Annotated in this window: 20 protein-coding genes and 1 tRNA gene; 11 read left to right on the top strand and 10 right to left on the bottom strand. The window is 68.6% G+C overall.

What is annotated here, in order from left to right:
* Positions 1-11 precede the first annotated feature (11 nt).
* The 6 genes from kdpA to CRO12_RS00865 all read left to right on the top strand — a co-directional run bounded on the left by kdpA (position 12) and on the right by CRO12_RS00865 (position 8,225).
* On the top strand, positions 12-1,715 hold the full coding sequence (gene kdpA, locus CRO12_RS00890) for a potassium-transporting ATPase subunit KdpA (protein WP_097062160.1): 1,704 nt from the start codon (positions 12-14) through the stop codon (positions 1,713-1,715).
* A 12-nt stretch (positions 1,716-1,727) separates the two neighbouring features.
* Positions 1,728-3,761, top strand: a complete 2,034-nt coding sequence (gene kdpB / locus CRO12_RS00885; RefSeq protein ID WP_097062159.1) for a potassium-transporting ATPase subunit KdpB — start codon at positions 1,728-1,730, stop codon at positions 3,759-3,761.
* Positions 3,762-3,773: 12 nt separating this feature from the next.
* Positions 3,774-4,352: a potassium-transporting ATPase subunit KdpC gene (gene kdpC, locus CRO12_RS00880; RefSeq protein ID WP_097062158.1), complete on the top strand. Its 579-nt coding sequence runs from the start codon at positions 3,774-3,776 to the stop codon at positions 4,350-4,352.
* Positions 4,352-7,039 (top strand): sensor histidine kinase, encoded by a 2,688-nt coding sequence (locus CRO12_RS00875; RefSeq protein WP_097062157.1) that lies wholly within the window; start codon positions 4,352-4,354, stop codon positions 7,037-7,039. Before kdpC ends, CRO12_RS00875 begins: the two co-directional genes overlap by 1 nt.
* A gap of 1 nt (position 7,040) precedes the next feature.
* A complete protein-coding gene (locus CRO12_RS00870) occupies positions 7,041-7,727 on the top strand; it encodes a response regulator transcription factor (protein ID WP_097062156.1) in 687 nt (228 codons plus the stop codon).
* Positions 7,728-7,811: 84 nt separating this feature from the next.
* The gene (locus tag CRO12_RS00865) at positions 7,812-8,225 is read left to right on the top strand and encodes a hypothetical protein (protein ID WP_144033484.1); all 414 of its coding nucleotides are present in this window, start codon (positions 7,812-7,814) and stop codon (positions 8,223-8,225) included.
* On the opposite strand, the gene CRO12_RS00860 is transcribed toward CRO12_RS00865, so the two are convergent.
* The 5 genes from CRO12_RS00860 to CRO12_RS00845 all read right to left on the bottom strand — a co-directional run bounded on the left by CRO12_RS00860 (position 8,200) and on the right by CRO12_RS00845 (position 13,542).
* Positions 8,200-9,867 (bottom strand): MFS transporter, encoded by a 1,668-nt coding sequence (locus tag CRO12_RS00860; RefSeq protein ID WP_097063254.1) that lies wholly within the window; start codon positions 9,865-9,867, stop codon positions 8,200-8,202. The genes CRO12_RS00865 and CRO12_RS00860 overlap by 26 nt on opposite strands.
* Before the next feature lie 264 nt (positions 9,868-10,131).
* The gene (locus tag CRO12_RS17835; protein WP_179640787.1) at positions 10,132-11,166 is read right to left on the bottom strand and encodes an OmpA family protein; all 1,035 of its coding nucleotides are present in this window, start codon (positions 11,164-11,166) and stop codon (positions 10,132-10,134) included.
* Positions 11,163-11,702 carry a hypothetical protein gene (locus tag CRO12_RS17830; protein WP_179640785.1) on the bottom strand — a complete coding sequence of 180 codons (540 nt, stop codon included), beginning with the start codon at positions 11,700-11,702 and terminating at the stop codon, positions 11,163-11,165. The genes CRO12_RS17835 and CRO12_RS17830 overlap by 4 nt, the downstream gene beginning before the upstream one ends.
* Positions 11,703-11,785: 83 nt before the next feature.
* A complete protein-coding gene (locus CRO12_RS00850; protein WP_097062154.1) occupies positions 11,786-12,778 on the bottom strand; it encodes a Na/Pi cotransporter family protein in 993 nt (330 codons plus the stop codon).
* A 26-nt stretch (positions 12,779-12,804) separates the two neighbouring features.
* Entirely contained in the window at positions 12,805-13,542 is a 738-nt protein-coding gene (locus CRO12_RS00845) for a DUF6683 family protein (RefSeq protein WP_144033483.1), read from the bottom strand.
* A gap of 375 nt (positions 13,543-13,917) precedes the next feature.
* Between CRO12_RS00845 and CRO12_RS00840 the strand changes: the two genes are divergently transcribed.
* The 3 genes from CRO12_RS00840 (at position 13,918) to CRO12_RS00830 (ending at position 15,220) form a co-directional block, all read left to right on the top strand.
* A tRNA-Gly gene (locus tag CRO12_RS00840) sits at positions 13,918-13,991 on the top strand.
* A 148-nt stretch (positions 13,992-14,139) separates the two neighbouring features.
* Entirely contained in the window at positions 14,140-14,445 is a 306-nt protein-coding gene (locus CRO12_RS00835; RefSeq protein WP_245858094.1) for a PilZ domain-containing protein, read from the top strand.
* 49 nt (positions 14,446-14,494) lie between these two features.
* On the top strand, positions 14,495-15,220 hold the full coding sequence (locus CRO12_RS00830; RefSeq protein ID WP_097062151.1) for a metallophosphoesterase family protein: 726 nt from the start codon (positions 14,495-14,497) through the stop codon (positions 15,218-15,220).
* 13 nt (positions 15,221-15,233) lie between these two features.
* Here the strand turns inward: CRO12_RS00830 and CRO12_RS00825 are convergent, their stop codons facing one another.
* From CRO12_RS00825 to CRO12_RS00805, 5 genes are all read right to left on the bottom strand, one after another.
* The gene (locus tag CRO12_RS00825; RefSeq protein WP_097062150.1) at positions 15,234-16,643 is read right to left on the bottom strand and encodes a methyl-accepting chemotaxis protein; all 1,410 of its coding nucleotides are present in this window, start codon (positions 16,641-16,643) and stop codon (positions 15,234-15,236) included.
* 73 nt (positions 16,644-16,716) lie between these two features.
* Positions 16,717-17,187 carry a GreA/GreB family elongation factor gene (locus tag CRO12_RS00820; RefSeq protein WP_097062149.1) on the bottom strand — a complete coding sequence of 157 codons (471 nt, stop codon included), beginning with the start codon at positions 17,185-17,187 and terminating at the stop codon, positions 16,717-16,719.
* 74 nt (positions 17,188-17,261) lie between these two features.
* Positions 17,262-17,738: a pyridoxamine 5'-phosphate oxidase family protein gene (locus CRO12_RS00815; protein WP_097062148.1), complete on the bottom strand. Its 477-nt coding sequence runs from the start codon at positions 17,736-17,738 to the stop codon at positions 17,262-17,264.
* Positions 17,739-17,829: 91 nt separating this feature from the next.
* Positions 17,830-19,005, bottom strand: coding sequence for an acetyl-CoA C-acyltransferase (locus CRO12_RS00810; RefSeq protein WP_097062147.1), 1,176 nt, complete (start codon positions 19,003-19,005; stop codon positions 17,830-17,832).
* Between the two features lie 14 nt (positions 19,006-19,019).
* A complete protein-coding gene (locus tag CRO12_RS00805; RefSeq protein WP_425442971.1) occupies positions 19,020-19,475 on the bottom strand; it encodes a MaoC family dehydratase in 456 nt (151 codons plus the stop codon).
* A 133-nt stretch (positions 19,476-19,608) separates the two neighbouring features.
* Between CRO12_RS00805 and putA the strand changes: the two genes are divergently transcribed.
* Both putA and CRO12_RS17550 read left to right on the top strand, forming a co-directional pair.
* Positions 19,609-22,551, top strand: coding sequence for a bifunctional proline dehydrogenase/L-glutamate gamma-semialdehyde dehydrogenase PutA (gene putA, locus CRO12_RS00800; protein ID WP_425442993.1), 2,943 nt, complete (start codon positions 19,609-19,611; stop codon positions 22,549-22,551).
* A 76-nt stretch (positions 22,552-22,627) separates the two neighbouring features.
* Positions 22,628-22,999, top strand: a complete 372-nt coding sequence (locus CRO12_RS17550; RefSeq protein ID WP_144033482.1) for a hypothetical protein — start codon at positions 22,628-22,630, stop codon at positions 22,997-22,999.
* Position 23,000 lies beyond the last annotated feature (1 nt).

Raw genomic sequence — 23,000 nt, 5'->3', positions numbered from 1 at the left:
GGAGCGGATCCATGACACTTCAGGGCTGGTTCCTGATCCTGCTGTTCGTCGGCATCCTGCTGGCGCTTACCAAGCCGGTCGGACTGTGGCTCCACGCCCTCTACGAGGGACGGCGGACGCCACTCCATGTCGTGCTCGGGCCAGTCGAGCGCGGCTTCTACAAGATCGCCGGAATCGATCCCGCGGCCGAGCAGGGCTGGCGGCGCTATGCCGTGCACATGCTGCTGTTCAACGTTTCGCTGATGGTCTTCACCTACGCGGTGCTGCGGCTGCAGGGCGTGCTGCCGGGGAACCCGCAGGGGCTCGCCGGGCTGTCGCCGCACCTCGCCTTCAACACCGCGGTCAGCTTCACCACCAACACCAACTGGCAGAGCTACGGCGGTGAGAGCACCATGTCCAACCTCAGCCAGATGCTGGGGCTGACCATCCACAACTTCCTGTCGGCGGCGACCGGCATCGCGCTCGCCTTTGCGCTGTTTCGCGGCTTCGCGCGGCGCAGCGCAACGACGATCGGCAACTTCTGGGCCGACGTTACGCGGGTCACACTCTACCTGCTGCTGCCGATCTGCATCGTGTACGCGCTGTTCCTGATTGCGAGCGGCGTTCCGCAGACGATGGCGGGTGCGGTCGACGTGAACACGCTGGAGGGTGTCCGCCAGTCGATCCTGCTCGGCCCCATCGCCAGCCAGGAGGCGATCAAGATGCTCGGCACCAACGGCGGCGGCTTCTTCAACGCCAACTCCGCGCATCCGTTCGAGAACCCCACCGCGCTGACCAACCTGGTTCAGATGCTGTCGATCTTCGTTATCGGTTTCGGCCTGACGTGGACGTTCGGCAAGGCGGTCGGCAACACCCGCCAGGGCTGGGCGATCCTGTCGGCGATGGTGATCCTGTTCCTCGCGGGCGTCACCGTCACCTACTGGCAGGAAGCAGCGGGCAACCCGATCCTCCACGAACTGGGCGTCGCTGGCGGCAACATGGAGGGCAAGGAAGTGCGCTTCGGCATCGCCGCCAGCGCGCTCTTCTCCGTCGTCACCACCGCCGCCTCGTGCGGCGCGGTGAACTCGATGCACGACAGCTTCACCGCGCTCGGCGGCATGATCCCGCTGTTTAACATCCAGTTGGGCGAGGTCGTGATCGGCGGCGTCGGCGCGGGCATCTACGGCTTCCTGCTGTTTGCGATCCTGGCGGTGTTCGTCGCAGGCCTCATGGTCGGCCGCACGCCCGAATATGTCGGCAAGAAGATCGAGGCGCGCGAGGTCAAGCTCGCCGTGCTGGCGATCGCTGTCCTGCCACTCGTCATCCTCGGCTTCACCGCGCTGTCGAGCGTGCTGGAGCAGGGGCTGGCCGGGCCGCTCAACAAGGGGCCGCACGGTTTCTCGGAGATTCTCTACGCCTTCACCAGCGCGGTCGGAAACAACGGCTCCGCCTTCGCGGGTCTCACCGCCAACACGCCCTACTACAACGGGCTGCTGGGGATCGCGATGTGGTTCGGCCGCTTCTTCGTGATTGTGCCGATGCTGGCGATCGCGGGCAGCCTGGCCGCCAAGAAGTATACGCCCGAGAGCGCGGGGTCCTTTCCGACCACCGGCGGCCTGTGGGTCGGCCTGCTCGTCGGTATCGTCCTGATCCTGGGCGGCCTCACCTTCCTGCCGAGCCTCGCGCTCGGACCCATCGCCGATCATCTCAGCATGATCCGCGGCCAGCTGTTCTGACGAGAGGCCACCATGGCAAACACCCAGACCAAGAGCCTGTTCACGGCCGACCTCGTCGTGCCGGCGATCAAGGCGTCGTTCGTGAAGCTCTCGCCGCGGGAACTCGTCCGCAACCCCGTCATGTTCGTCACCGCCGCGGTCGCAGCGCTGATGACGGTCCTGCTCGTGATCGGGCAGGACGACCTCAGCACCGCCTTCAAGGCGCAGCTGGCGGTCTGGCTGTGGCTGACGGTGCTGTTCGGCACCTTTGCCGAGGCGTTGGCGGAAGGCCGCGGCAAGGCGCAGGCGGCGTCGCTCCGCGCCACCAAGGCGGAATTGACCGCCAAGCGCCTGACCGGCGATGGACGCACCCACGACAGCGTGCCCGCCAGTCAGCTGAAGGTCGGCGACATCGTGCTCGTCGAGACGAACGACCTGATCCCGTCCGATGGCGAGGTCGTGTCCGGTGTCGCGTCGGTCAACGAGGCCGCGATCACCGGCGAGAGTGCACCGGTGATCCGCGAGGCGGGTGGCGATCGTTCGGCCGTGACCGCGGGCACCCGCGTCATTTCCGACGAGATCCGCGTCAAGGTCACGGTGGAGCCGGGTAAGGGTTTCCTCGACCGCATGATCGCGCTGGTCGAGGGCGCCGAGCGCCAAAAGACCCCGAACGAGGTCGCGCTGACGATCCTGCTGGTGGGTCTCACCATCATCTTCCTGATCGCGGTCGGCACCATCCCCGGCTTCGCCAGCTACGCCGGCGGCAGCATTCCGGTCGCGATCCTGGCCGCACTGCTGATCACGCTCATCCCGACCACCATCGCCGCGCTGCTGTCAGCGATCGGCATCGCGGGCATGGACCGGCTTGTCCGCTTCAACGTGCTGGCCAAGTCGGGCCGCGCGGTCGAGGCCGCGGGCGACGTCGACGTGCTGCTGCTCGACAAGACCGGCACCATCACCGTGGGCGACCGCCAGGCAAGCGAGTTCCGCAGCGTCGGCGGCACCGGCGAGGCGGAGCTCGCGGAAGCGGCACTGCTCGCGAGCCTGGCCGACGAGACGCCGGAAGGCCGTTCGATTGTCGTGCTCGCGCGCGACAAGTTCGGCCTTCAGCAGACGATGCCGGAGGGCGCGGAGGTCATCCCGTTCACCGCTCAGACGCGTGTCTCCGGCGTGCGCTTCGGCGACACGCTGATCCAGAAGGGCGCGGTCGACTCGATCCTGCGCGTCAACGAAGGGTTGGGCAGCACCGCTGCGGCGACCGAGCTGCGCCGTATCACCGACGAGATCGCCCGCGCCGGCGGCACCCCGCTCGCGGTTGCCAAGGATGGGCGGCTGCTCGGCGCGATCTTCCTCAAGGACGTGGTGAAAGCGGGCATCCGCGAGCGCTTCGGCGAGCTGCGCACGATGGGGATTCGCACGGTGATGATCACCGGCGACAATCCGCTGACCGCCGCCGCGATCGCCGCCGAGGCGGGCGTCGACGACTTCCTCGCCCAGGCGACGCCGGAGGACAAGCTGGAGCTGATCCGCAAGGAACAGACCGGTGGCAAGCTCGTCGCGATGTGCGGCGACGGCACCAACGACGCCCCTGCGCTCGCGCAGGCCGACGTCGGCGTCGCCATGAACACCGGCACGCAGGCCGCGCGTGAGGCCGGCAACATGGTCGACCTCGACAGCGATCCGACCAAGCTGATCGAGGTCGTGGGCCTCGGCAAGCAGTTGCTGATGACTCGCGGCGCGCTGACGACCTTCTCCGTCGCGAACGACGTCGCCAAATACTTCGCGATCATCCCCGCGATGTTCGTGGCGCTCTATCCGGGCCTGGGTGTCCTCAACGTCATGGGGCTGGCGACGCCGGAGTCGGCGATCCTCTCCGCCATCATCTTCAACGCGCTGATCATCCCGCTGCTGGTGCCGCTGGCGCTGAAGGGCGTCGCCTACAAGCCGATGGCCGCGGGCCCGCTGCTCGCGCGCAACCTCGCCATCTACGGCCTCGGCGGGCTCCTCGCGCCGTTCGCCGGCATCAAGATCATCGACCTCGTGGTCGGCGGCCTCGGCCTCGCGTAAAGGACTAGGAACATGGGTAAGGACTTCACATCGGCGTTCCGGCCGGCGATCGTCATGACGATCCTGTTCGCGGCGCTGCTCGGCCTCGTCTATCCGCTGGCGATGACCGGGATCGGGCAGGCGATCTTCCCCGCCCAGGCGAACGGTAGCCTGGTGCGCGATGCGGGCGGACGGGTGATCGGCTCGACGGTCGTCGGCCAGGCGTTCGTCGCTGACCGCTATTTCCAGACGCGACCATCGGCCGCCGGCAAGGGCTATGACGGGCTTGCCTCCTCCGGCTCGAACCTCGGCCCGGCCGCGCAGGCGCTGGTTGATCGGGTAAAGCCGGACGTCGCCAAGCGCCAGGGCGAAGGCGTGACCGGGCCGATGCCGGCCGATCTCGTTACCGCGAGCGGCTCGGGGCTCGATCCCGACCTCTCGCCCGCGGCCGCGCTGGCGCAGGCGCCGCGCATCGCCCGGGTCCGTGGCTTGCCAGTCGAGCGCGTTCGCAGCCTCGTCACAGCGAACACCGAAACGTCGCCGTTCGGCGACCCGCACGTCAACGTGCTCGCGCTTAACCGCGGCCTCGACGCGGCGGCGCCCGCGCGCTGATGCCGGCATCCGGACCAGGACCGGACCCGGGCCGCCCCGATCCTGACGCCCTGCTGCGCGCTGCTGCGCGGGAGGACCGGGGACGGCTGAAGATCTTCCTCGGCGCGGCGCCCGGCGTCGGCAAGACTTACGAGATGCTGTCGGAGGGCGCGGCACGACGTCGGGACGGTGTCGATGTCGTGATCGGGGTTGTCGAAACCCATGGTCGCGCCGAGACGGAGGCGCTGATCCGCGGGCATGAGGTGATAGATCGCCGCAGCGTCCCCTACGAAGGGCGGACGTTGCGCGAGATGGACCTGGACGCGATCCTTGCGCGCGCGCCGCGGCTGGTGCTGGTCGACGAGCTCGCCCACACCAATGCGCCGGGCAGCAGGCATCCGAAGCGCTATGGGGATGTCGAGGAGCTGCTGGCGGCGGGGATCGACGTGTACTCGACCGTCAACATCCAGCACGTCGAAAGCCTCAACGACGTGGTTGCGAGCTTTACGCGGGTGCGGGTGCGGGAGACGGTCCCCGACAGCATCCTTGAGTCGGCCGAGATCGAGGTGGTCGACATCCCACCAGACGAGCTGATCGAGCGACTCCGGGCAGGAAAGGTCTACCTGCCGGACGAGGCGACCCGCGCGCTCGGCCATTTCTTCTCCAAATCCAACCTGTCCGCGCTGCGCGAACTGGCGCTGCGCCGCGCCGCGCAGGCGGTGGACGCGCGCATGCTGGAGGACGTGCGCGCGCTGGGGCTCGGCGGTACCTGGGCGGGGAGCGAACGGATCGTGGTGGCGATCAGCGAGCTTCCCGGCTGCGACACCCTGGTCCGCGCCGCCAAGCGCGTGGCCGACGGACTGCGCGGTCCGTGGACCGCGGTCTTCATCGAAACGCCCCGCGCCGTTCACTTCAGCGATGAGCAACATGCCCGCGTCGCCGCGACGATGACGCTCGCGACCCAGCTCGGCGGGGCGGTCGCCACGGTGCCCGCGCAAACCGTCGTCGCCGGCATCAAATCGGTACTGGTCGACCTGCGCGCGACCCAGCTGGTGCTCGGCAAGTCGCACCGCACGCGCTGGTTCGAGCTGCGGCATGGGTCGATCGTCGATCAGCTCGTGCGCGATACGCCGGACGTCACCGTGCACGTCCTGCCGATGGCGGCAGCGTCGCCCGCCGCACAGCGTGCCCGTGGGCGATCCGGGCAGTGGGGCACGCCGGCCGGCTACGCGGTGACCACCCTGCTGGTCGCCGCGGTGACGGGACTGGCGAGCGCGCTGTTCCAGATCCTCGATCTCGGCAACGTGGCCTTGCTCTACCTGCTGCCGGTGATGGCGGCGGCCAGCCTCTACGGCCTGCGGACTGGCCTCTACGCCGGGATCGCCTCCAGCCTGGCCTACAACTTCTTCTTTCTGCCGCCGACCGGAACGCTGACGATCAGCAATCCGGAGAATGTTGTTTCCGTGCTCGTGCTGCTCGGCATCGCGATTGCGACCAGCCAGCTGACGGCAAGGGTCAGGGCGCAGGCGGATCTCGCCGCTGCCAGTGCCCGGACCAACGCGATCCTAGCCGGTTTTCTGCGTCAGATCGCCGGGGTGAATGATCTGGACGCCGCCGCGCAGATGATCTGCGACGATGTCGGCCGGCTGCTCGATGTCCAGGTGGTTCTGCTCGGCCGTGGCAACGGCGCCGAACGGGAGATCCTGGCGGCGAGCGACCCGGCGTACCGGCTCGACACGATGGACGATGCCGCCGCCAGCTGGACGTTCGATACCGGCAGTCCGGCGGGCAAGGGATCAGGCACGCTTGCCGCGTCGGAATGGCTGTTTCAGCCCATGAAGTCGGGTGAGCGGGTGCTTGCCGTGCTGGGTGTCGCCAGCGACAGGGTGGGGGCGCCGGTCCGTGCCGACCAGCTGCCGCTGCTCGCCAGCCTGATCGACCAGTCGGCGCTGGTGCTGGAGCGGCTGCGACTCCAGGCCGAGATGCGCGACGTGGACGTGGTCCGCACCCGCGACCGCCTGCGCGCCGCGCTGCTCTCCTCGGTAAGCCACGACCTGCGCACGCCGCTCACCGCCGTGATCGCGGCCGCGGCCGAGCTCCACCACGGCACCACCCCCGCGCTGATCGCCACGATCGAGAGTGAGGCGCAGCGGCTGAACCGCTTTGTCGCCAACCTGCTCGACATGGCCCGGGTGGAGGCCGGCGCGCTGAAGCTCGCGGTGGAAGCGACTGACCTCAGCGACGCGGTCGCCGGTGCCGCTCACGACGCGCGCCGTGCGCTGGAGGGGCACGCGGTCCGGCTGAACGTGCCGCCCGACCTGCCGCTGGTACGGGTCGATCCGCAGCTGCTTCACCACTGCCTGCTCAACCTGCTCGACAATGCCGGTCGCTACGGCGAGCCGGGCACCGACATCGTGATCGAAGGGCGTCACCGCTATGGCGAGCTGCGCCTCGCGGTGCTCGACCGCGGACCGGGGCTGCCGCCGGGGCGCGAGGGGGAGGTGTTCGAGACCTTTCGCCGGCTCGAAGGCTCCGATCGCGCGGTCGGCGGCACCGGTCTCGGCCTCGCGATCGTCAAGGCCTTTGCCGACGCGATGGGCATGGCGGTGGAGGCTGCCAACCGCGCCGAGGGGACCGGTGCCGCCTTTACGCTGGTGTTCCCGTCCGCCCTGATCGTCCGCGACCCGCCGCTTCAAGGGACCTCGTGACATGCCTGCCAAAATTCTGGTCGTCGACGACGACGTCGCCATCCGCCGCCTGCTCCGCAACACGCTGCTGCGCGCCGACTATGCCGTAGTGGAGGCGGAGAGCGGCAAGGCCGCGCTGCGGCAGGCGGCCGCGGAGCAGCCGAGCGCGATCCTGCTCGACCTAGGCCTGCCCGACCGCGACGGGCTGAGCGTCATTCCGCTGCTGCGCGCACAAAGCGAGGCGGTGATCCTGGTGGTGTCGGCCCGCGACGCCGTGGACGAGAAGGTGACCGCGCTGGACCTGGGCGCCGACGACTTCGTCACCAAGCCGTTCGACACGGACGAACTGCTCGCCCGGCTGCGGGTGGCGCTCCGCCACCAGGGCCTGTCCGGGACGACGCCGAAAATCATCAGGCGCGGCGACCTCACCATTGATCTCGATCGCCGGATGATCCGGCGGGGAAGCGAGGAGGTGCACCTGACCCGCAAGGAGCATGACGTGCTGGCGGTGCTCGCCCGGCACATCGGCCGGGTCGTCACGCACGAGCGCCTGCTCACCGCCTGCTGGGGCGCGGACGAGGACCCGCGAATCGAGTACCTCCGAATCGTCATCCGCAACCTGCGTCAGAAGCTCGAGCCGGCGGGGCCGGTCGGCAGCGTGATCGCGAACGAGCTCGGCGTGGGGTACCGCCTGCGCGGCGACAGCTAGCCAGGCCGCACGACGGACGCTTGCCGGATCGGGCCGATCCCGCTCCCTCCTTCCGACTGCGCCCGGATGTTGGTAGGGCGCTGCATGGCCTGGGCGGCTTTGCCTATCCTCCTCTTAGTGGTGCCGCACGGCACCACGGCCTCCGTGACCGCTCAGCGCGGCGCAACGCTGGTCGCCGGCACGTTCCGTCGGGTCGAGGCAGGCTATGGCGGTGCGGCGCGTATCAGTCGGCGTGGCACGGCATTGCGGCTGCGTATCGCGCTGAGCTTCAAGCGCCGGCCGACTTGCGACCTGGACGGCGTGCTGCTCGCGTCACCTGAAGGCTACACGGTGCGTTCCGGCGACGGTCCAGTTCTCATCCTCCGACCGGCCGGGAACGGCTTCGACCTCGCCTATGTCGACCCTGCACACCGGCCCTGGCAGGTCGACTATTGCTTGCTCGGCACCGGCATCGACGGGCACTACCGCCGGGTCAGGCCTGGCGGGCCGGGTCGGTAAGCGGCTGGTCGAGCGCGGCCAGGTCCGCCGCCGGGTCGAGCACTGCGTCAAGATCGCGGACGATCAGGCGGTGGACGCGTGGCCGCTCGCCCGGCGTGTGGAGCGCGCGCAGGCGATCGGCGACATCGGCGTCGGCCCTGGTCGCGCGCTCGTTGTGGCGGACGTTCTCCGTCCAGGTCGGCGTGTCGTAGCGCTCGACCCAGACCTCCGGCGCCTCCAGGTCGCGCATCAGCGACCAGTGCCTGGCACCGTCTCGGCGCCGGATGCGCCGGCGCTCGACCATCAGGCGCAGGAACTCGGGCAGCCATTCCTCGGCGATATGGTACTCGATCGTGGTCACCACCGGCCCGCTGCGCGCCTCGATCGGCAGCGCGAGCCGCGGTTCCCGCCAGCGGCCGAGCGGCTCCAGGTCGAGCTTCTGCGCGGCGGGCAGCGGATAGCGGAAACCGATCAGCAGACAGGCGAGCGACACTCCGGCCGCCGCCAGCAGCGCGATGTCGACGCCCGTGCGCTCGGTCACCGCGCCCCACAGCCAGCTGCCCAGCGCCATCCCGCCGAACGCCGACATTTGGTAGAGCGCGAGCGTCCGTCCGACCACCCAGCGCGGCGACGCCATCTGCACGGTCACGTTGAAGGTGGAGAGCGCGAGCACCCAGCCCGCCCCCCCGACGAACAGCGCGGCCATGGTCAGCGCGGTGAAGGAACTGTACGCGGTCACGATCGAAGCCGCCGCGAGCGCCAGCAGCGCCGCCCGCACGAACCCCTCCGTCGACAGCCGCTGGCGCAGCCCGCTGGAGTAATAGGCGCCGACCACCGCGCCGATCCCGAACGCCCCGAGCAGCAGGCCGAAGGTGAGCGGCCCACCCGCCACCAGGTCGCGGGCGACCAGCGGCATCAGCGCGGGAACGGCGCTCGCGCCCAGCCCGAAGACCAGGCTGCGCGCGAGCACCGTCATCAGCGTCGGCGACAGGGCGACGTAGCGGACGCCCGCGCCCACCGCGCGGCCGAGCGTCTCCCGCTGCAATCGCTCGGGCCGGTCGGGTGAGCGCCAGCGGGCGAGCACGATCAGCAGCCCGAGATAGCTGACCGCGTTCACCGCGAACGCTGCCGCCGCGCCGGAAGCGGCGACGATCAGGCCGCCGACCGCCGGCCCGGTGCTCCGCGCGACATTGAACCCCATGCTGTTCAGCGACACCGCCGCGGGCAGGTCGTCGCGCGGCACCATGTCGCCGACCGACGCCTGCCACGCCGGCCCGTTGAGCGCCGCGCCGGTACCGATCAGGAAGGTGAAGACCAGCAGCAGCCAGGGCGTGAGCACGCCGAACCAGGCACATAGCGACAGCGCCACCGACACCAGCAGCATGAACGCCTGCGCCACCAGCATCAGCTGGCGGCGGTCGAACGTGTCGGCGAGTGCCCCGGCGATAAGCGAGAACAGCATGATCGGCAGCGTGGTGGAGGTCTGGACCAAGCTGATCAGCGTGGCCGACGCGCCGAGCGACACCATCAGCCAGGACGCGCCGACCGACTGGATCAGCCCGCCGAAGCGCGACAGGAGGTTGGCGACCCAGACGTCGCGGAAAATGGCGTGGCGGAACGGCCGGAGCGGCGACGTGTCGGCCGGGCGATCGCTGCCGCCCATCGCTTCCAAACCGTCTGCCAGTGCCGCCTCCCGGTTGTCGAGCAACGCGCCTGTGGGCGCCGGCGGGTGAACGTGCGGGTCTCCGATCGGTGCCGGGCGGTTGGACCCGATCAGTGGATCGGCTTGGCAACTCGACCCGGGCTGAGTCGTCATGCCTGCCGCCGATCCTCGAAAGTGAAGCTGTGCACCGACCGCTACTGGACCGTGGAGCGTAAGAACTTTCCGTAGCAGTGAGCGCCTGGCGAGAACAATCGCCGCGCTGCCTTATCCGGCCTGTGACGCCTTCGGCAGCACGACTTCGACCCGGCGATTGCGTTGCCGCCCGTCCTCGTCGTCGCTGCCGTCCGGCTTGGCATTCGGCGCAGCCGGCCTGAGTTCTCCCAGGCCGATCGTCCGCAGCCTGGCCGGATCGACCTGCTTGCCGGAGAGATAGGCTTTGACCGCGTCCGCGCGCTGCTCCGACAGGCGCTTGTTGTAGGCGTCGTCGCCCTTTGCGTCGGTATGGCCTTCGATGCTGATCTGACCGGCGGGGCCGGCCAGGATGAGCGCCGCGAGGCGGTCCAGGGTCGGCTGTGCGCTGGCCCGGATCGTCGCCTTGTCGAAGTCGAAGGTGACATCGCCCGGGAGCGAGACGATCGTCCCGCGGTCCGTTTCGGTGGCCCCGAGCTCGCTCTTGAGGGCTTCCACGGTCCTCAGGTCACTCGTCGCTTGTCCGCCGGCACCTAGCCTGGAATTGGTCGCCGCAGCAGGCCGCAAGGACGAGGCGGGTAGCGGTCGCATGTTCGACAGGGCCGACGCTTCCGGCACGCCGCTGCCGCCGAATGCCCCATCCAGCGGCAAGGCGATCTGAAATCGCGGGGAAGAGCTGTAGGTACCGTCGGCGGAGCCGTTCTGGTTCAGCACCAGCGTCGCGCGATCCGACCTGGGCAAGGCACCGCTGAACACGAGCGCGCCGTCCATCACCTGTCCCGCCGGCACCGCCAGGTTGGGGTTGCCGGCGGGAGCAACAAGGAACAGCTTCTCGCCGCCGTCGCTCAGGAGATAGGAGTTCTCCCGCCCCTGGTTGAGCGTGATCTCCCGGTCGCGCCCGTTCAGCACGCGGACGGTGACCAGGGTGCGATCGCCCGCCGCCTTGATGGCGATCAGCTGGATGACCGTGCCGTTTGGATGCAAAACCTGCGCGTCCAGCGGTGCGCCCGGCGACGTGCCGAGCAGGCTGCTGCCGTCGCAGCCTCCCGCGACCAGGCCACAGAGCATCAGGGCCGGCACGATGCGGCCCCCGGTGCGACGTTCGCTCAACGCGCCGCTGCCCCGGCTACGGTGCCGAGCGGCAGGTTGATCCGGTAGCCGGGCGTGGTCGTGTACTGGCTGTCGGTTTGCCCGTTCTCGTTGAGGATCAGCACGGCACTCTGGCTCTGCGGCAGCTTGCCGAGGAACACGAGCTCGCCCTCCAGCGTCTGACCCGCCTCGACCGACAGCCGGGGGTTGTTGCCCGGCGGCGAGAGGTACAGGCGCTCGCCTGTGTCGAGTGCGAGATAGCCGTCGCGATTGGAGTTGAATCGGTTGAGCTCGATCGCCCGGTCGCGGCCGTTGATCACCCGCACGCCGAGCACCGTTTCCGTTGGCCGCGACTGCACGGAGGTAAGCTGCAGGACCACGCCGTTCGGATGTGCGCTCTGCAGATCGAGCGCCTTCTTGGCACCGTTCGCCCAGAGCGCGCCCGTTCCAGATGTCGCGACCACGCTTGGCGGCAACTGCTCGGCCGATTGGTTGCCAGCGTCCGACGTTCCGCCACCGCAGCCGATCAGGCCGCAGCTGAGCAAGGTCGTGACCAACGCAGCGCCTCGTACCAAAGCGATCCTCCCGAATGATCAGCCGATCGCAACCTGTTAGACTGGCGGACAGGCAATACAAACGATCAATTTGCGCCCGATGCGCTCGCTGGTCGCTCGCTCCCCGTCGCGGTCGGATCGCGGCCGTCCCGCTCAGGCACGAGGCGCTCGAGCAACGAGGCGGCGCTCGCCGTGAACGGCAAGGCGACCAGTGCGCCGACGACATTGAAGAGCACATGAGCGTTGGCGATGCGCTGACCAGGCTCGGCAGAGGTCGCCTGTCCGAAGCCGGCGAGCCGATCGATGAGGAGGATACCGATGCCGACGGTCGCGATGTTGAACAACAGGTGGAAGATTCCGGCCTTCACCGCGGCGCGCGAGCGCCCGGCGGTCGCCACCAGCGTGTCCGCACAGGTGCCGATCTCGGCTCCTAGCATGAGCGCGATGCCGGCGGGCAGCGTGATCAGTCCGCCCCCGGCGAGCGTGATGGCGATCCCCATCATCGCCGAGGAGGACTGGATCGCGACGGTGGCGAGTGCGCCCACGGCTACACCGAGCAGGGGCGTCTCCAGTTGTTTCAGCCAGTCGATGATCTGCGGCTGTTCCTGCAACGGTTCGGCGGCAGTGCCGATGATGTTGAGGCCGAATAGCACGAGCCCGAGTCCGAGGACGACCGTCGCACGGCGCCTGGCGCTGTCCGAGCGGGCCAGCGCCTTCCACATCAGCCCCCCTGCGACGGCCACCGGCGCATAGGTATCGACGTTCCAGGCGAACACCTGGCTCGAGAAGGTCGTGCCGACGTTGGCACCCAGGATCACGGGCAGCGCCTTGGCAAAGGGCATCAGACCGGCATCGACGATCGTGATCAGAAGGATGATGACGACCGAGGAGGAGTCGAGCGCGACCGTCGCCGCCGTGCCGCTGGCGAGCGCGGCGATCCTATTACTCGCGGATCGCTCCAGCAGCTTCTGAAAACGTCCGCCCTGCGCCTCCCGCAGCGCCGTCGCGAGCAGGTCCACGCCGTAGAGGAACAGCGCGAGGCCGCCGAGAAGGCCCATCGCAAATTCGAGCCAGTCCATGCCGTCCTCTCCCGGGCGGCCGAAGCCTACTCGCCGACCGCCCGAAAGCCCGAACTGGTCAGCCTCATCGCCGCGAAATCCAGTCCCATGCCTTGGCCCGCTTGCGCCATCGCCTGACGCAGCTGCGGCTTCATTGCGGGATCGGTCTCGATCTGCTTGGTCGCGGCACCGATCAGCGCGGCCTGCACCAACAGGCTCTCGGCGAACTCCTGCCTCGCCGCCTCGTCCGCATTTGCGAAGGACGGCGTCGCGGCGACTGCGCGGGCCGCCTGCGCGCGGACGGCGGCCATCTGCGCGCGGGTCTGATCGCTGGTGTCGCCCGCCCAGCCCAGCCAGGCATTCACCCACCACACCGAATAGGCATCGGCCACGTCGTCGATCCGAAGCCCGTAGCGCGCGAGATCGGCGCCGATCGACTCGATGAGGTCCCCCGAGGCAGCCGCCTGCTCCAGCGCCGTTGCCCCTTGCGGATCACCGGCGCGCAGCCTGGCCACGAAGCCAGCGAGGTTCGATCTTCGCCGCGCCAGTGAGGGGGTATAGCGCAGCGGCGGGGCGGTTTCCGCTTCTGAAGGCTGCGCCGCTTCTGCCGCGTCCTGCTCGCCGCGCGTGCCGATCGCCGATTGTGTGATGTTGGTCTGGTTGGTGACGAGGCCGCCCATCGCCATGCCGCCGTAGTAGCCGCCGAGATCCTGTGCTGCACCGGTGCCTGCCGTTCCAACGAAGATAATCGCCGCAACCAACCAGGGGAGGGATCTCGCGCGCATGAGCCAACTCCGTTTAGGCAAAGCAGCCACGGCGCTCTGTAGACGAACATGGGAACGGCGGATACCCGATTGACGCCGCTGTCATTCGGCCGCGGAGCCGTTCAGCCGCGGGGAGCCGGAGGCCAACGGAATGCTTTCTCGCCCTCTGGCGTGAACCGCACGTCCAGCGCGGCGATGTAAGTGTCTCAGCGCGCTTCCGTACGAGCGGCGGTGATGGTGCTGAAAACCAGTCGACTTCGCTCCATGCTAGTTTCAGGTCTGTTCCGTGCAGTGCGTGTTGACCGCACGGCTCATCATGTGGCAATCGGTCGCCCGACGGTAGCGCACCCACATGGGAGCTGCTGAGGGTCCCGATCAGCGCCAAGTCGCTGACGTGCGGGTGTAGCTCAATGGTAGAGCAGAAGCTTCCCAAGCTTACGACGAGGGTTCGATTCCCTTCACCCGCTCCACGCCTTCACCTGATAGTCTGCCGCCTGCTGACGTCCAAGAAGGCGTAAGCTCACCTGGCAGCGCCTGCCGCTAACAACCTGCATCCGTTACTTAATCGCTAAGCATCATTCTTCGGAACCGGGCTTGCGGCCGATCGGTTCGGCGTGGATGACAGGGAACGCCATGCAGCTCGACGGGACCCATCACCAGCGCCGCAGCCCGCGGCTGAAGCTGTTCCTGCCGGGCGAGATGATCGTTCGCGGCGCATCGTCGCGGGTCCACCTGCTCAACCTATCTACCGGCGGCGCGCTGGTGCATGCGCCGACGCCCGTTTCGCCGGGCAGCAGCGTCATCATCCACTTCGCGCGTGAGGCCCGGGCGGCGCGGGTCGCGTGGGTGGACGGGCAGCGGGCCGGGCTGTGCTTCACGACGCCGCTGTCGGACGAGGGCGTGCGGCAGGTGGTCGCCGCCTGACGCTCCACCTGCTTGGGTCCGATCCGCGTGCTCGCGCGTTCGCCCGCCCATGATTCGGCTCTTTCACGTAAGCGACGTCCATTTCGGGCGTGAGGACCGCGCCGCGGTTGCCTGGTTCGACGCGGCCGTTCATGCCGAGCGACCGGACGCGATCGTCATGACCGGCGACCTGACGATGCGCGCGCGCTCGGCCGAGTTCGCCGCCGCCACCGCCTGGCTGGAGGCGCTGAAGCGACCGGTGACGGTGGAGGTCGGCAACCACGACCTGCCCGCCTTTAACCTCTTCGCGCGGCTGTTCCGGCCCTATCGGCGCTTCACCCGGCTGGAGGCAGTGATCGAGAAGGAGCTCGACCTGCCCGGCGTCACCATCGTGCCGATGAAGACCACGGCGCGCTTCCAGCTGCGCAACTGGTCCAAGGGTAGCGTCAGCGACCGATCGCTGCGCAAGGCAGTGTCCGGCGTGGAGGCGGCGGACAAGGGCGGGCTGGTCATCGTCGCCTGCCACCATCCGCTGATCGAGGCGGGAACGCAGGCCACCGCGCGCACCCATAACGGCCGCCCCGCGCTCGCGGCGCTCGCCCAGGCCGGGGCCGATGCGGTGCTGTCCGGCCATGTCCATGACCCGTTCGACCGGGTGGTGGAGGAGGGCGGTCGCCCGGTCCGGATGATCGGTGCCGGCACGCTGTCGTCGCGGGTGCGCGAGAGCCGCCCGTCGTTCAACGAGCTGCGGATCGACGGCCGCGACCTGGAGGTGATCGTCCGCACGATGCCGTGAGCGAACCGGGCGCTCAGTCGATAAAGGCGATCTCGAAATTGCCCCAGCGCCGGCCGGCGAACCACAGCGGCACGAACACGCTCTTGACCGCGCGGTAGCGGCCTTGCCCCAGATCCTGGCGATAGGTGACCAGCATGAAGTCGCCGTCGAACGCGACTGCCCTGGCCGTCGCCTCGTCCATGAAGTTGCGCCGGTTGCGGCAGTTCTCGGCATTCCACGCCGGCTCGCCGGGGCGCTGCGGCAGCGACTTCCAGGACAGGTGGGTGGGCAGATAACCGTTCACGTCGGTGATGGCGCAGCCGAGGATCTGGCGCTCGTCACTACGCGCCAGCTGGTCGAGGAGCGGCCGGATGCGGGCGTCGGCGAAGTCGTTGAAGCGAGTGGTCTGCTGGACCGGATCGGTCCTCGGCATGTCCTTGTAATCGGTGTCGAACACGTCGGCCTCGCCGACCGCGCCGGCCGCGAGTCCCTCCTCCACGATTGCCTGCACCTCTTGCATCCCGGCAACTGCGGCGTTGACGAAGCGCGTGTCGTCGATTGTCGCGCCGGAGTGCGCCAGCCGGTCGAGCATGTCGTTCGAGAGCGCCTCCAGCTTCCGAAGCCGCTCATGCGCGCTGATCGACTGGCGCCCGCCCTCCCGCGCCTGCGCGCCGAACAGCCGCAGCGTCTCGCGCACGCGTACCACACTCTCGGAAGTGACCTCGGTCGAGCGCTCGATCCCGTCGGTGATCCGATCGACGCGGGTAACGATGTCGCCGACCTCGGCCACCGTGTGGCTGATCTGCTCGACACCCTTCTGCGCGAGGACGGACTTGCCGACGCCTTCGTCGATCTCGCGCATGACCGTACCGGCCTCGTGGGCGAAGCTCGCCATGGTGCGATTGATCTCGTCGGTCGCCTGGCGGGTTTCCTGCGCCAGCTTCTTCACCTCCGCCGCGACAACGGTGAAGGTGCGTCCCGCGTCGCCTGCGCGCTGCGCCTCGATCGTGGCGTTGAGAGCGAGCAGATTGGTCTTGCGGGCGATGTCGTCGATCGCGCTCGACACGCGCTGAACCTGCTCCATCGCCGCGGCGAAGTCGGTCATTCGGGTGCCCAGCCGGGTGATGAGGTCGGTCAGTGCGGCGAAGTCACCAATCGAGCCGGCGATCTGGGTCAATTCCCGCGCCAGCGTGTCTCGCGCCTGGTCGGACAGCCGGCGCGCTTCCCCGGTCGCCTGCGCGACGGCGCGCTGGTCGGCGTCGAGCGCTGCGGTAACGCCCTCCAGCTCGGTAAGCGCCGCGAGCTGGTGGCCGATCCGCTCCGACACACCCGCGGCATAGCCCGCCGCATCGCTGCACCCGACCGCCAGTTGACCGCAGTGGCGCGCAGCGGCGCGGATCGCGTCGTTGTTCAGCTCACGGGTGATCGGGACGTGGACGGTCATCGAGCGCAGTCTTCCTCTAAGGAGGCGCTCGATGGCTTATCCGAGGTTGGTTAACGCTGCGCTAACTCGCTGGTCAGTCGCGGCGGTCAGCTTCCGTCGCCACGACCTCCAGCGCATCCTCCGCGCCCGCGAAGTCGCGGCGCTCGCCCGGTTCCGCGCCGAGCAGCGCGCGGGCGAGCGGGGCGGAGAAGGCGATCCGCTCGCTAGCCGCATCAGCCTCGTCTCCGCCGACGATCGTCACCACGCGTTCCTCACCGTTGTGGCAGAAGGTCACGCGTGATCCAATCGCGACCATGCGCCCTTCGGGAGCCGGCACGAGCTGGGCCGTCGACTGCCGGGTGCTCCAGTAGCGATGGGCGCGGCGCAGCGCCTTGCGCTCGGCATCGTCGGCCGCCGCGGCCAGCGCGCGCTCCAGTTCGGCAACGCGTGCCTCGATCAAGCGCAATCCGCGCGCCGTCACGAAGTTCGGCCCGCGCGCAATCGGCAGCTCGAACGTCGGCTCCAGATGCTCGTCGTCGCTCTCGCGGCGAAAGGCTACGCTCACGTCACTGTCTCTCCGGAAACGGGGCGCGGCGGGCCGGATGACCCGCTGCGGTAGAATCGCTGATTCAGGTTATCTTACAGCGCTACTTCGGCGTGGCTACCCGCTTCCTGCGGTTTGATCGTCTGACCGGTCAGCATCTTGAACTTGCCGCTAAGCGACGTGTCCGCTTCCCAGATCTCGGCGGTGCCGAGTTCGAAGCGCATCATCTTGAGCGCCGGATCGTTGCGGCCGCCGTCGAACCAAGCCTCCACCTGCTTGTTCCAGTAGCGGTCGATCACCGCGGGGTCGGTCTCCTCGACCAGCGTGCCCGCGATGCAGGCGTAGAGGCGATGTCCCTTGGAAACGAACTGCGCCATCGCCTTGCCGCCTGGGGCGATCCGGTTGTCCTTCTTCGTGTAGAACCAGAACTCGCCGTGCGCGTCGGGATCGAGCTGCGCCATCATCGGCTCGCTATGCTGGCCGTCGCCCTCCAGCCCGACCATCACGTACGGACTGTCGGCCATCGCCGTCCACATGTCCTGCTTGATATCGTCGTCGCTCTTGTTGCCCATCGCGGCACCTCCTGATCTGTGGCTCGGAGGCGTAACGAGACGATGCCGGGATGGTTGCGCGGGACCGCAGTGAGGGGTCCCGCGCGCGGGGTCAGAGGACCTCGAACAGCCCGGCCGCGCCCATGCCGCCGCCGACACACATGGTGACGACCACGTACTTGGCACCGCGGCGCTTGCCCTCGATCAGCGCGTGGCCGGTGCAGCGCGCGCCGGTCATGCCGTACGGGTGACCGATCGAGATCGAGCCGCCGTTGACGTTGAGCAACTCGTACGGAATGCCGAGCTTGTCCGCGCAGTAGAGCACCTGCACCGCGAACGCCTCGTTCAGCTCCCACAGGCCGATGTCGTCCATCTTGAGATTGAAGCGCTCCAGCAGCTTGGGCACGGCGAAGACCGGGCCGATCCCCATCTCGTCAGGCTTGGTGCCGGCGACCGCCATGCCGACGTAGCGGCCGAGCGGGGTGAGGCCGCGCTGCTCCGCCAGCTTCTCCTCCATCAGCACCGAGGCGCTGGCACCGTCCGAGAGCTGGCTCGCGTTGCCCGCGGTGATCGTGCCGTTCGGCAGCACCGGCTGGAGCGCCTCCAGCCCGGCAAGCGTCGTGTCGGCGCGATTGCCCTCGTCCCTGGCGAGGGTGACTTCCTTGGTGGAGACTTCCTTCGTTTCCTTGTTCACGACGTTCATGGTCGCGGTGACGGGCACGATCTCGTCGTCGAACTTGCCCGCGGCCTGCGCGGCGGCGGTGCGCTGCTGAGACTCAAGCGAGTAGGCGTCGGTGCGGTCGCGTCCGATGCCGTATCGCTTGCCGACGACCTCCGCGGTCTGGAGCATCGGCATGTAGATGTCGTCGTGCATCGCCAGCAACTCGGGATCGGGGGCGACGCGCATCTGCGGTGTCTGCACCAGGCTGATGCTCTCGACACCGCCACCGATCACCACGTCCATCTGATCCACCATGATCTGCTTGGCGGCGGTGGCGATCGCCATCAGCCCGGACGCGCACTGGCGATCAAGCGACATGCCCGCGACTGTCGTCGGCAGGCCGGAGCGGAGTGCCACGTTGCGCGCGATGTTGCCGGCCTGCACGCCCTGCTGCAGCGCCGCGCCGAACACCACGTCGTCAACCTGCGCCCCGTCGATCCCGGCGCGCTCCACCGCCGCCTTCACGGCGTGGCTGGCGAGGGTAGGCGAGGGCAGGTTGTTGAACGCACCGCGATACGCCCGGCCGATCGGCGTGCGGGCAGTGGAGACGATAACGGCTGAACGCATGGGATTGGCTCCTCTCAAAGGTAGATCTGGCTGATCCATTCGGAGACGATCGCGGGCTTGTCCTCACCCTCGATCTCGACGGTGAAGTCGGTGACCTGCTGCCACTGGCCGGGACGTTTCTCGACAAGCTCCCGAAGCGCGAAGCGGCCGCGGACGCGTGCGCCCGCACGCACCGGTTGCACGAAGCGCAGGCGGTTGCACCCGGCGTTCACGACCATCCTGATGCCTGCGATCACCGGCTGCGGCGCACGCTGGATGAGCTGCGGCATCAGCGACAGCGTGAGGAAACCGTGCGCGATCGTGCCGCCGAACGGCGTGGCGGCGGCGCGGACCGGATCGACGTGGATGAACTGGTGGTCGCCCGTTACGTCGGCGAAGCGGTCGACCATCTCCTGAGTGACGGCAACCCAGTCGGACACGGTCTCCGTGCCGATCTGGCGACTGCGTTCCTCCATGGTGATCGGCGTCACGGCATTCCCCTCGCCCCCGCTTTGTCGCATAGGGCGGCATTCCTTTGACGGGCGAACGGCGCGCAAGCAAGCCTGCCCCGAACCGAGAACACGAAAACCAATGACTGACGCTACGACTTCCGCCCGTGCCGAAATGAAGCGGCTGCACCGCGCGAGCGAACCGGATGTTCTAAAATCGCTGATTGAGCGGGCGCGGCTCACCCCCGAGTCGCGCGGGCGGGTGGTTGGGCACGCCGCCGGGCTGATCGCCGACCTGCGCGCTGCGCAGACCAAGGGCTGGGTCAACCAGTTCCTGCAGGAATACCGTCTCAACTCCAGCGAGGGCGTCGCGCTGCTAAGCCTGGCGGAGGCGTTCCTGCGCGTGCCGGACCCGGAAACGGCCGACCTGCTGATCGCCGACAAGCTGGGTGACGCCGACTGGAAGAGCCACGCCGGCCGTTCCAACTCGCTGCTGGTCAACTCCGCCACCTGGGGCCTGGTGGTCGGCCGCGCGCTGGTGGGGGACGGCGGCGGCGCGCTGAAGCGGCTGATGAGCCGCGCGGGCGAGCCGTTCGTGCGCCAGGCGGTGGGCGCCGCCATGAAGATGATGGGCGAGGTCTTCGTCATGGGCCGCACCATCGAGGAAGCGTCCCGGCGCATGGAGCGATCGGAGAACCGTGGCTTCACCGCGAGCTTTGACATGCTGGGAGAGGCGGCGCGCACCACTACCGACGCGCGCCGCTACTTCGATGCCTATGCAGGGGCGATCCGGGCGATCGGCGCGAACGCGGCCGCCGGCCACTCGATCTCCGTCAAGCTCTCCGCCCTCCATCCACGCTACGAGGTGACACAGTACGACACGTGCGTGCCCGAGCTGACCGCGATGACGCTGGAGCTCGCGCGGATGGCGGCGGCGGCCGGGATCCCCTTCACCGTCGATGCGGAGGAGAGCGAGCGGCTGGAGATGAGCCTGGACATCATCGGCGCGGTCGCCGCCGATTCCTCGCTCGCCGGCTGGGACGGCTTCGGCATGGCGGTGCAGGCGTACGGCAAGCGCGCGCGACCGGTGATCGCCTGGGCGAACGACCGCGGGCGGCTGATGAACGTCCGGCTGGTCAAGGGCGCCTATTGGGACAGCGAGATCAAACGGACGCAGGTCGAGGGGCTGCCCGACTATCCGCTGTTCACCCGCAAGTCGGCGACGGACGTGTCATACCTGGCGTGCGCCCGCGACATGCTGGACGCGCGGAACATTCGCCCGGCGTTCGCCAGCCACAACGCGCTGACGGTCGCGACCATCCTCGACTGGGCCGGTGCGTCCCGCGACTTCGAGTTCCAGCGCCTGCACGGCATGGGCGAGGGGTTGTACGAGCGGCTGGTGCGGGAGGAAGGCTATCACACCCGCATCTACGCGCCGGTCGGCGGCCACCGCGACCTGCTGGCGTACCTGGTGCGTCGACTACTGGAGAACGGCGCCAACTCCTCCTTCGTCCACCAGCTCGCCGATGAGGGGCTGACCGACGAGGAGCTGCTCGCCGATCCGGTCGAGAAGGTCACCGCGGTCGGTGGCGCGCGGCATCCCTCCATCCCACGCCCACGCGATCTGTTCGGCGCCTGGGCGAACAGCGCCGGCATCGACCTGCAGGACAAGGATACGCTCGCCAGCACGGTGCAGGCGGTGAACGCATCGCCGGTGCCGCTGACCGGGCGCGGGACGCTGGCGCTTGGTGAAAGCGACGTCGCGCCGCTCATCGCGCGCGCGGAGGCGGCGTTCGGCGATTGGAGCCGGACCGACGTCGAGCATCGCGCGCAGGTGCTGGAACGACTCGCCGACCTGCTGGAGGAGCACCGCATCGAGCTGATGGCCTATGCGGTCAAGGAGGCGCACAAGTCCTTCGCCGATGCGGTCGGCGAGGTGCGCGAGGCCGCCGATTTCTGCCGCTACTACGCTCAGCGCGCACGCATCGACCTGCAGACGATAACGCTGCCGGGTCCGACGGGCGAGCGCAACGAGATGCGGCTGACCGGGCGCGGCACATGGGTGACGATCGCGCCGTGGAACTTCCCGCTCGCGATCTTCCTCGGCCAGTGCGCCGCCGCACTGGTGACCGGCAACACGGTGGTCGCGAAGCCCGCGCCGCAGACGCCCGGCATCGCCGCGCGCGCGGTCGGGCTGGGGCATGCGGCGGGCGTTCCGGCCGACGCGCTGATCCTGGCGCCCGGCGGTCCGGAGGTCGGTGCGGCCCTGACCGCCGACACGCGGATCGCGGGCGTCGCGTTCACCGGATCGACCGGCACCGCCAAGCGGATCGCGCGCACCCTGCTGGCGGACGACATGCGGCCGATCGTGCCGCTGATCGCGGAAACCGGCGGGATCAACGCGATGATCGTCGATTCGACCGCGCTGCCGGAGCAGGTCGTCGCCGACGTGCTGACCAGCGCCTATCGCTCGGCCGGGCAGCGCTGCTCGGCGCTGCGTCTGCTGCTGCTGCAGGAGGAGATCGCGGACGGCTTGATCGAGATGCTGGGCGGCGCGATGGACCTGCTGCGCGTCGGCGACGTGCGCGATCCGCGCACCGACGTCGGTCCGGTGATCGACGATGCGGCTTACGAGCGGCTGATGGGCTACCGCGCGAGCGTCGAGGCGCAGTGGATCAAGACGGTCGCGGTGCCGGCGGAGGGTCGGTTCGTGCCGCCGACGCTGATCCGCCTGCGTCACTTGGACGACCTGCGCCAGGAGTGGTTCGGGCCGGTCCTCCACGTCGCGACGTGGCGGGCGGGCGAACTCGCCGAGACGATCGCGCGGGTGAACGCCAAGGGCTTCGGGCTGACCATGGGGCTGCACAGCCGCATCGCGCGCGCCGCCGATGTGGCGGAGGCGGAGGCCGCCGTCGGCAACCTCTACATCAACCGATCGATGATCGGTGCGGTGGTCGGATCGCAGCCGTTCGGCGGCGAGGGGCTGTCGGGCACGGGGCCGAAGGCGGGCGGTCCGCACTACCTGCCGCGCTTCTGCGCCGAGCGGGCGGTGTCGGTGGACACGACCAGCGCCGGCGGCAACGCAACGCTGCTGAGTTTGGACGAAGGGGGTGTTTAGTTAAGCGGCTGAACGTCCGCTTTCGCGCAATAGCAGACCTTCGGTTCCTGTTGTAAGCGGGCTTATGGGAGCCTCATTGAACGTGATCGCGGTTTCGACGGCGTTGCTGTTGGGCTGTGCCCCAAAAACCGAACTTCCCGTTCAAACAAGAGAAGTCGCCATCCCCGGATCGCCGAAAGAAGTAATTTGCCGAATGCAAGTAGCGGCTCGTCGGACGGGAATGAACTTTCACTTCGGTCACAATCAAGCGAACGACGTCATCGCATTTCGGCTGATTAGCGGGAAGTTTGAGGTTGAGGCGATCAACTGGACGGGCAAGGCGAACTATGAGTTTCGCCTGTACGTGGCGTCTAAGAATGGCTCGACCGTCGTGGCGGGCGAAAGGATGCTCACACGCTTGACGGAAGCCCTTTCCGCCGCAGCCCCTACCTGCCGCAATGTCCGCTAAC

The sequence above is a fragment of the Sphingomonas guangdongensis genome (assembly GCF_900199185.1).
GTDB lineage: Bacteria > Pseudomonadota > Alphaproteobacteria > Sphingomonadales > Sphingomonadaceae > Sphingomonas > Sphingomonas guangdongensis.
The sequence above is the reverse complement of the archived record's forward strand: the minus strand, read 5'-3'. Positions and strand labels throughout refer to the sequence as shown.

Coding starts and splice junctions, on each gene's coding strand:
- kdpA (WP_097062160.1), top strand. CDS start 12: ATGACACTTCAGGGCTGGTTCCTGATCCTGCTGTTCGTCGGCATCCTG.
- kdpB (WP_097062159.1), top strand. CDS start 1,728: ATGGCAAACACCCAGACCAAGAGCCTGTTCACGGCCGACCTCGTCGTG.
- kdpC (WP_097062158.1), top strand. CDS start 3,774: ATGGGTAAGGACTTCACATCGGCGTTCCGGCCGGCGATCGTCATGACG.
- CRO12_RS00875 (WP_097062157.1), top strand. CDS start 4,352: ATGCCGGCATCCGGACCAGGACCGGACCCGGGCCGCCCCGATCCTGAC.
- CRO12_RS00870 (WP_097062156.1), top strand. CDS start 7,041: ATGCCTGCCAAAATTCTGGTCGTCGACGACGACGTCGCCATCCGCCGC.
- CRO12_RS00865 (WP_144033484.1), top strand. CDS start 7,812: ATGGCCTGGGCGGCTTTGCCTATCCTCCTCTTAGTGGTGCCGCACGGC.
- CRO12_RS00860 (WP_097063254.1), bottom strand. CDS start 9,867: ATGGGCGGCAGCGATCGCCCGGCCGACACGTCGCCGCTCCGGCCGTTC.
- CRO12_RS00850 (WP_097062154.1), bottom strand. CDS start 12,778: ATGGACTGGCTCGAATTTGCGATGGGCCTTCTCGGCGGCCTCGCGCTG.
- CRO12_RS00845 (WP_144033483.1), bottom strand. CDS start 13,542: ATGCGCGCGAGATCCCTCCCCTGGTTGGTTGCGGCGATTATCTTCGTT.
- CRO12_RS00835 (WP_245858094.1), top strand. CDS start 14,140: ATGACAGGGAACGCCATGCAGCTCGACGGGACCCATCACCAGCGCCGC.
- CRO12_RS00830 (WP_097062151.1), top strand. CDS start 14,495: ATGATTCGGCTCTTTCACGTAAGCGACGTCCATTTCGGGCGTGAGGAC.
- CRO12_RS00825 (WP_097062150.1), bottom strand. CDS start 16,643: ATGACCGTCCACGTCCCGATCACCCGTGAGCTGAACAACGACGCGATC.
- CRO12_RS00815 (WP_097062148.1), bottom strand. CDS start 17,738: ATGGGCAACAAGAGCGACGACGATATCAAGCAGGACATGTGGACGGCG.
- CRO12_RS00810 (WP_097062147.1), bottom strand. CDS start 19,005: ATGCGTTCAGCCGTTATCGTCTCCACTGCCCGCACGCCGATCGGCCGG.
- putA (WP_425442993.1), top strand. CDS start 19,609: ATGAAGCGGCTGCACCGCGCGAGCGAACCGGATGTTCTAAAATCGCTG.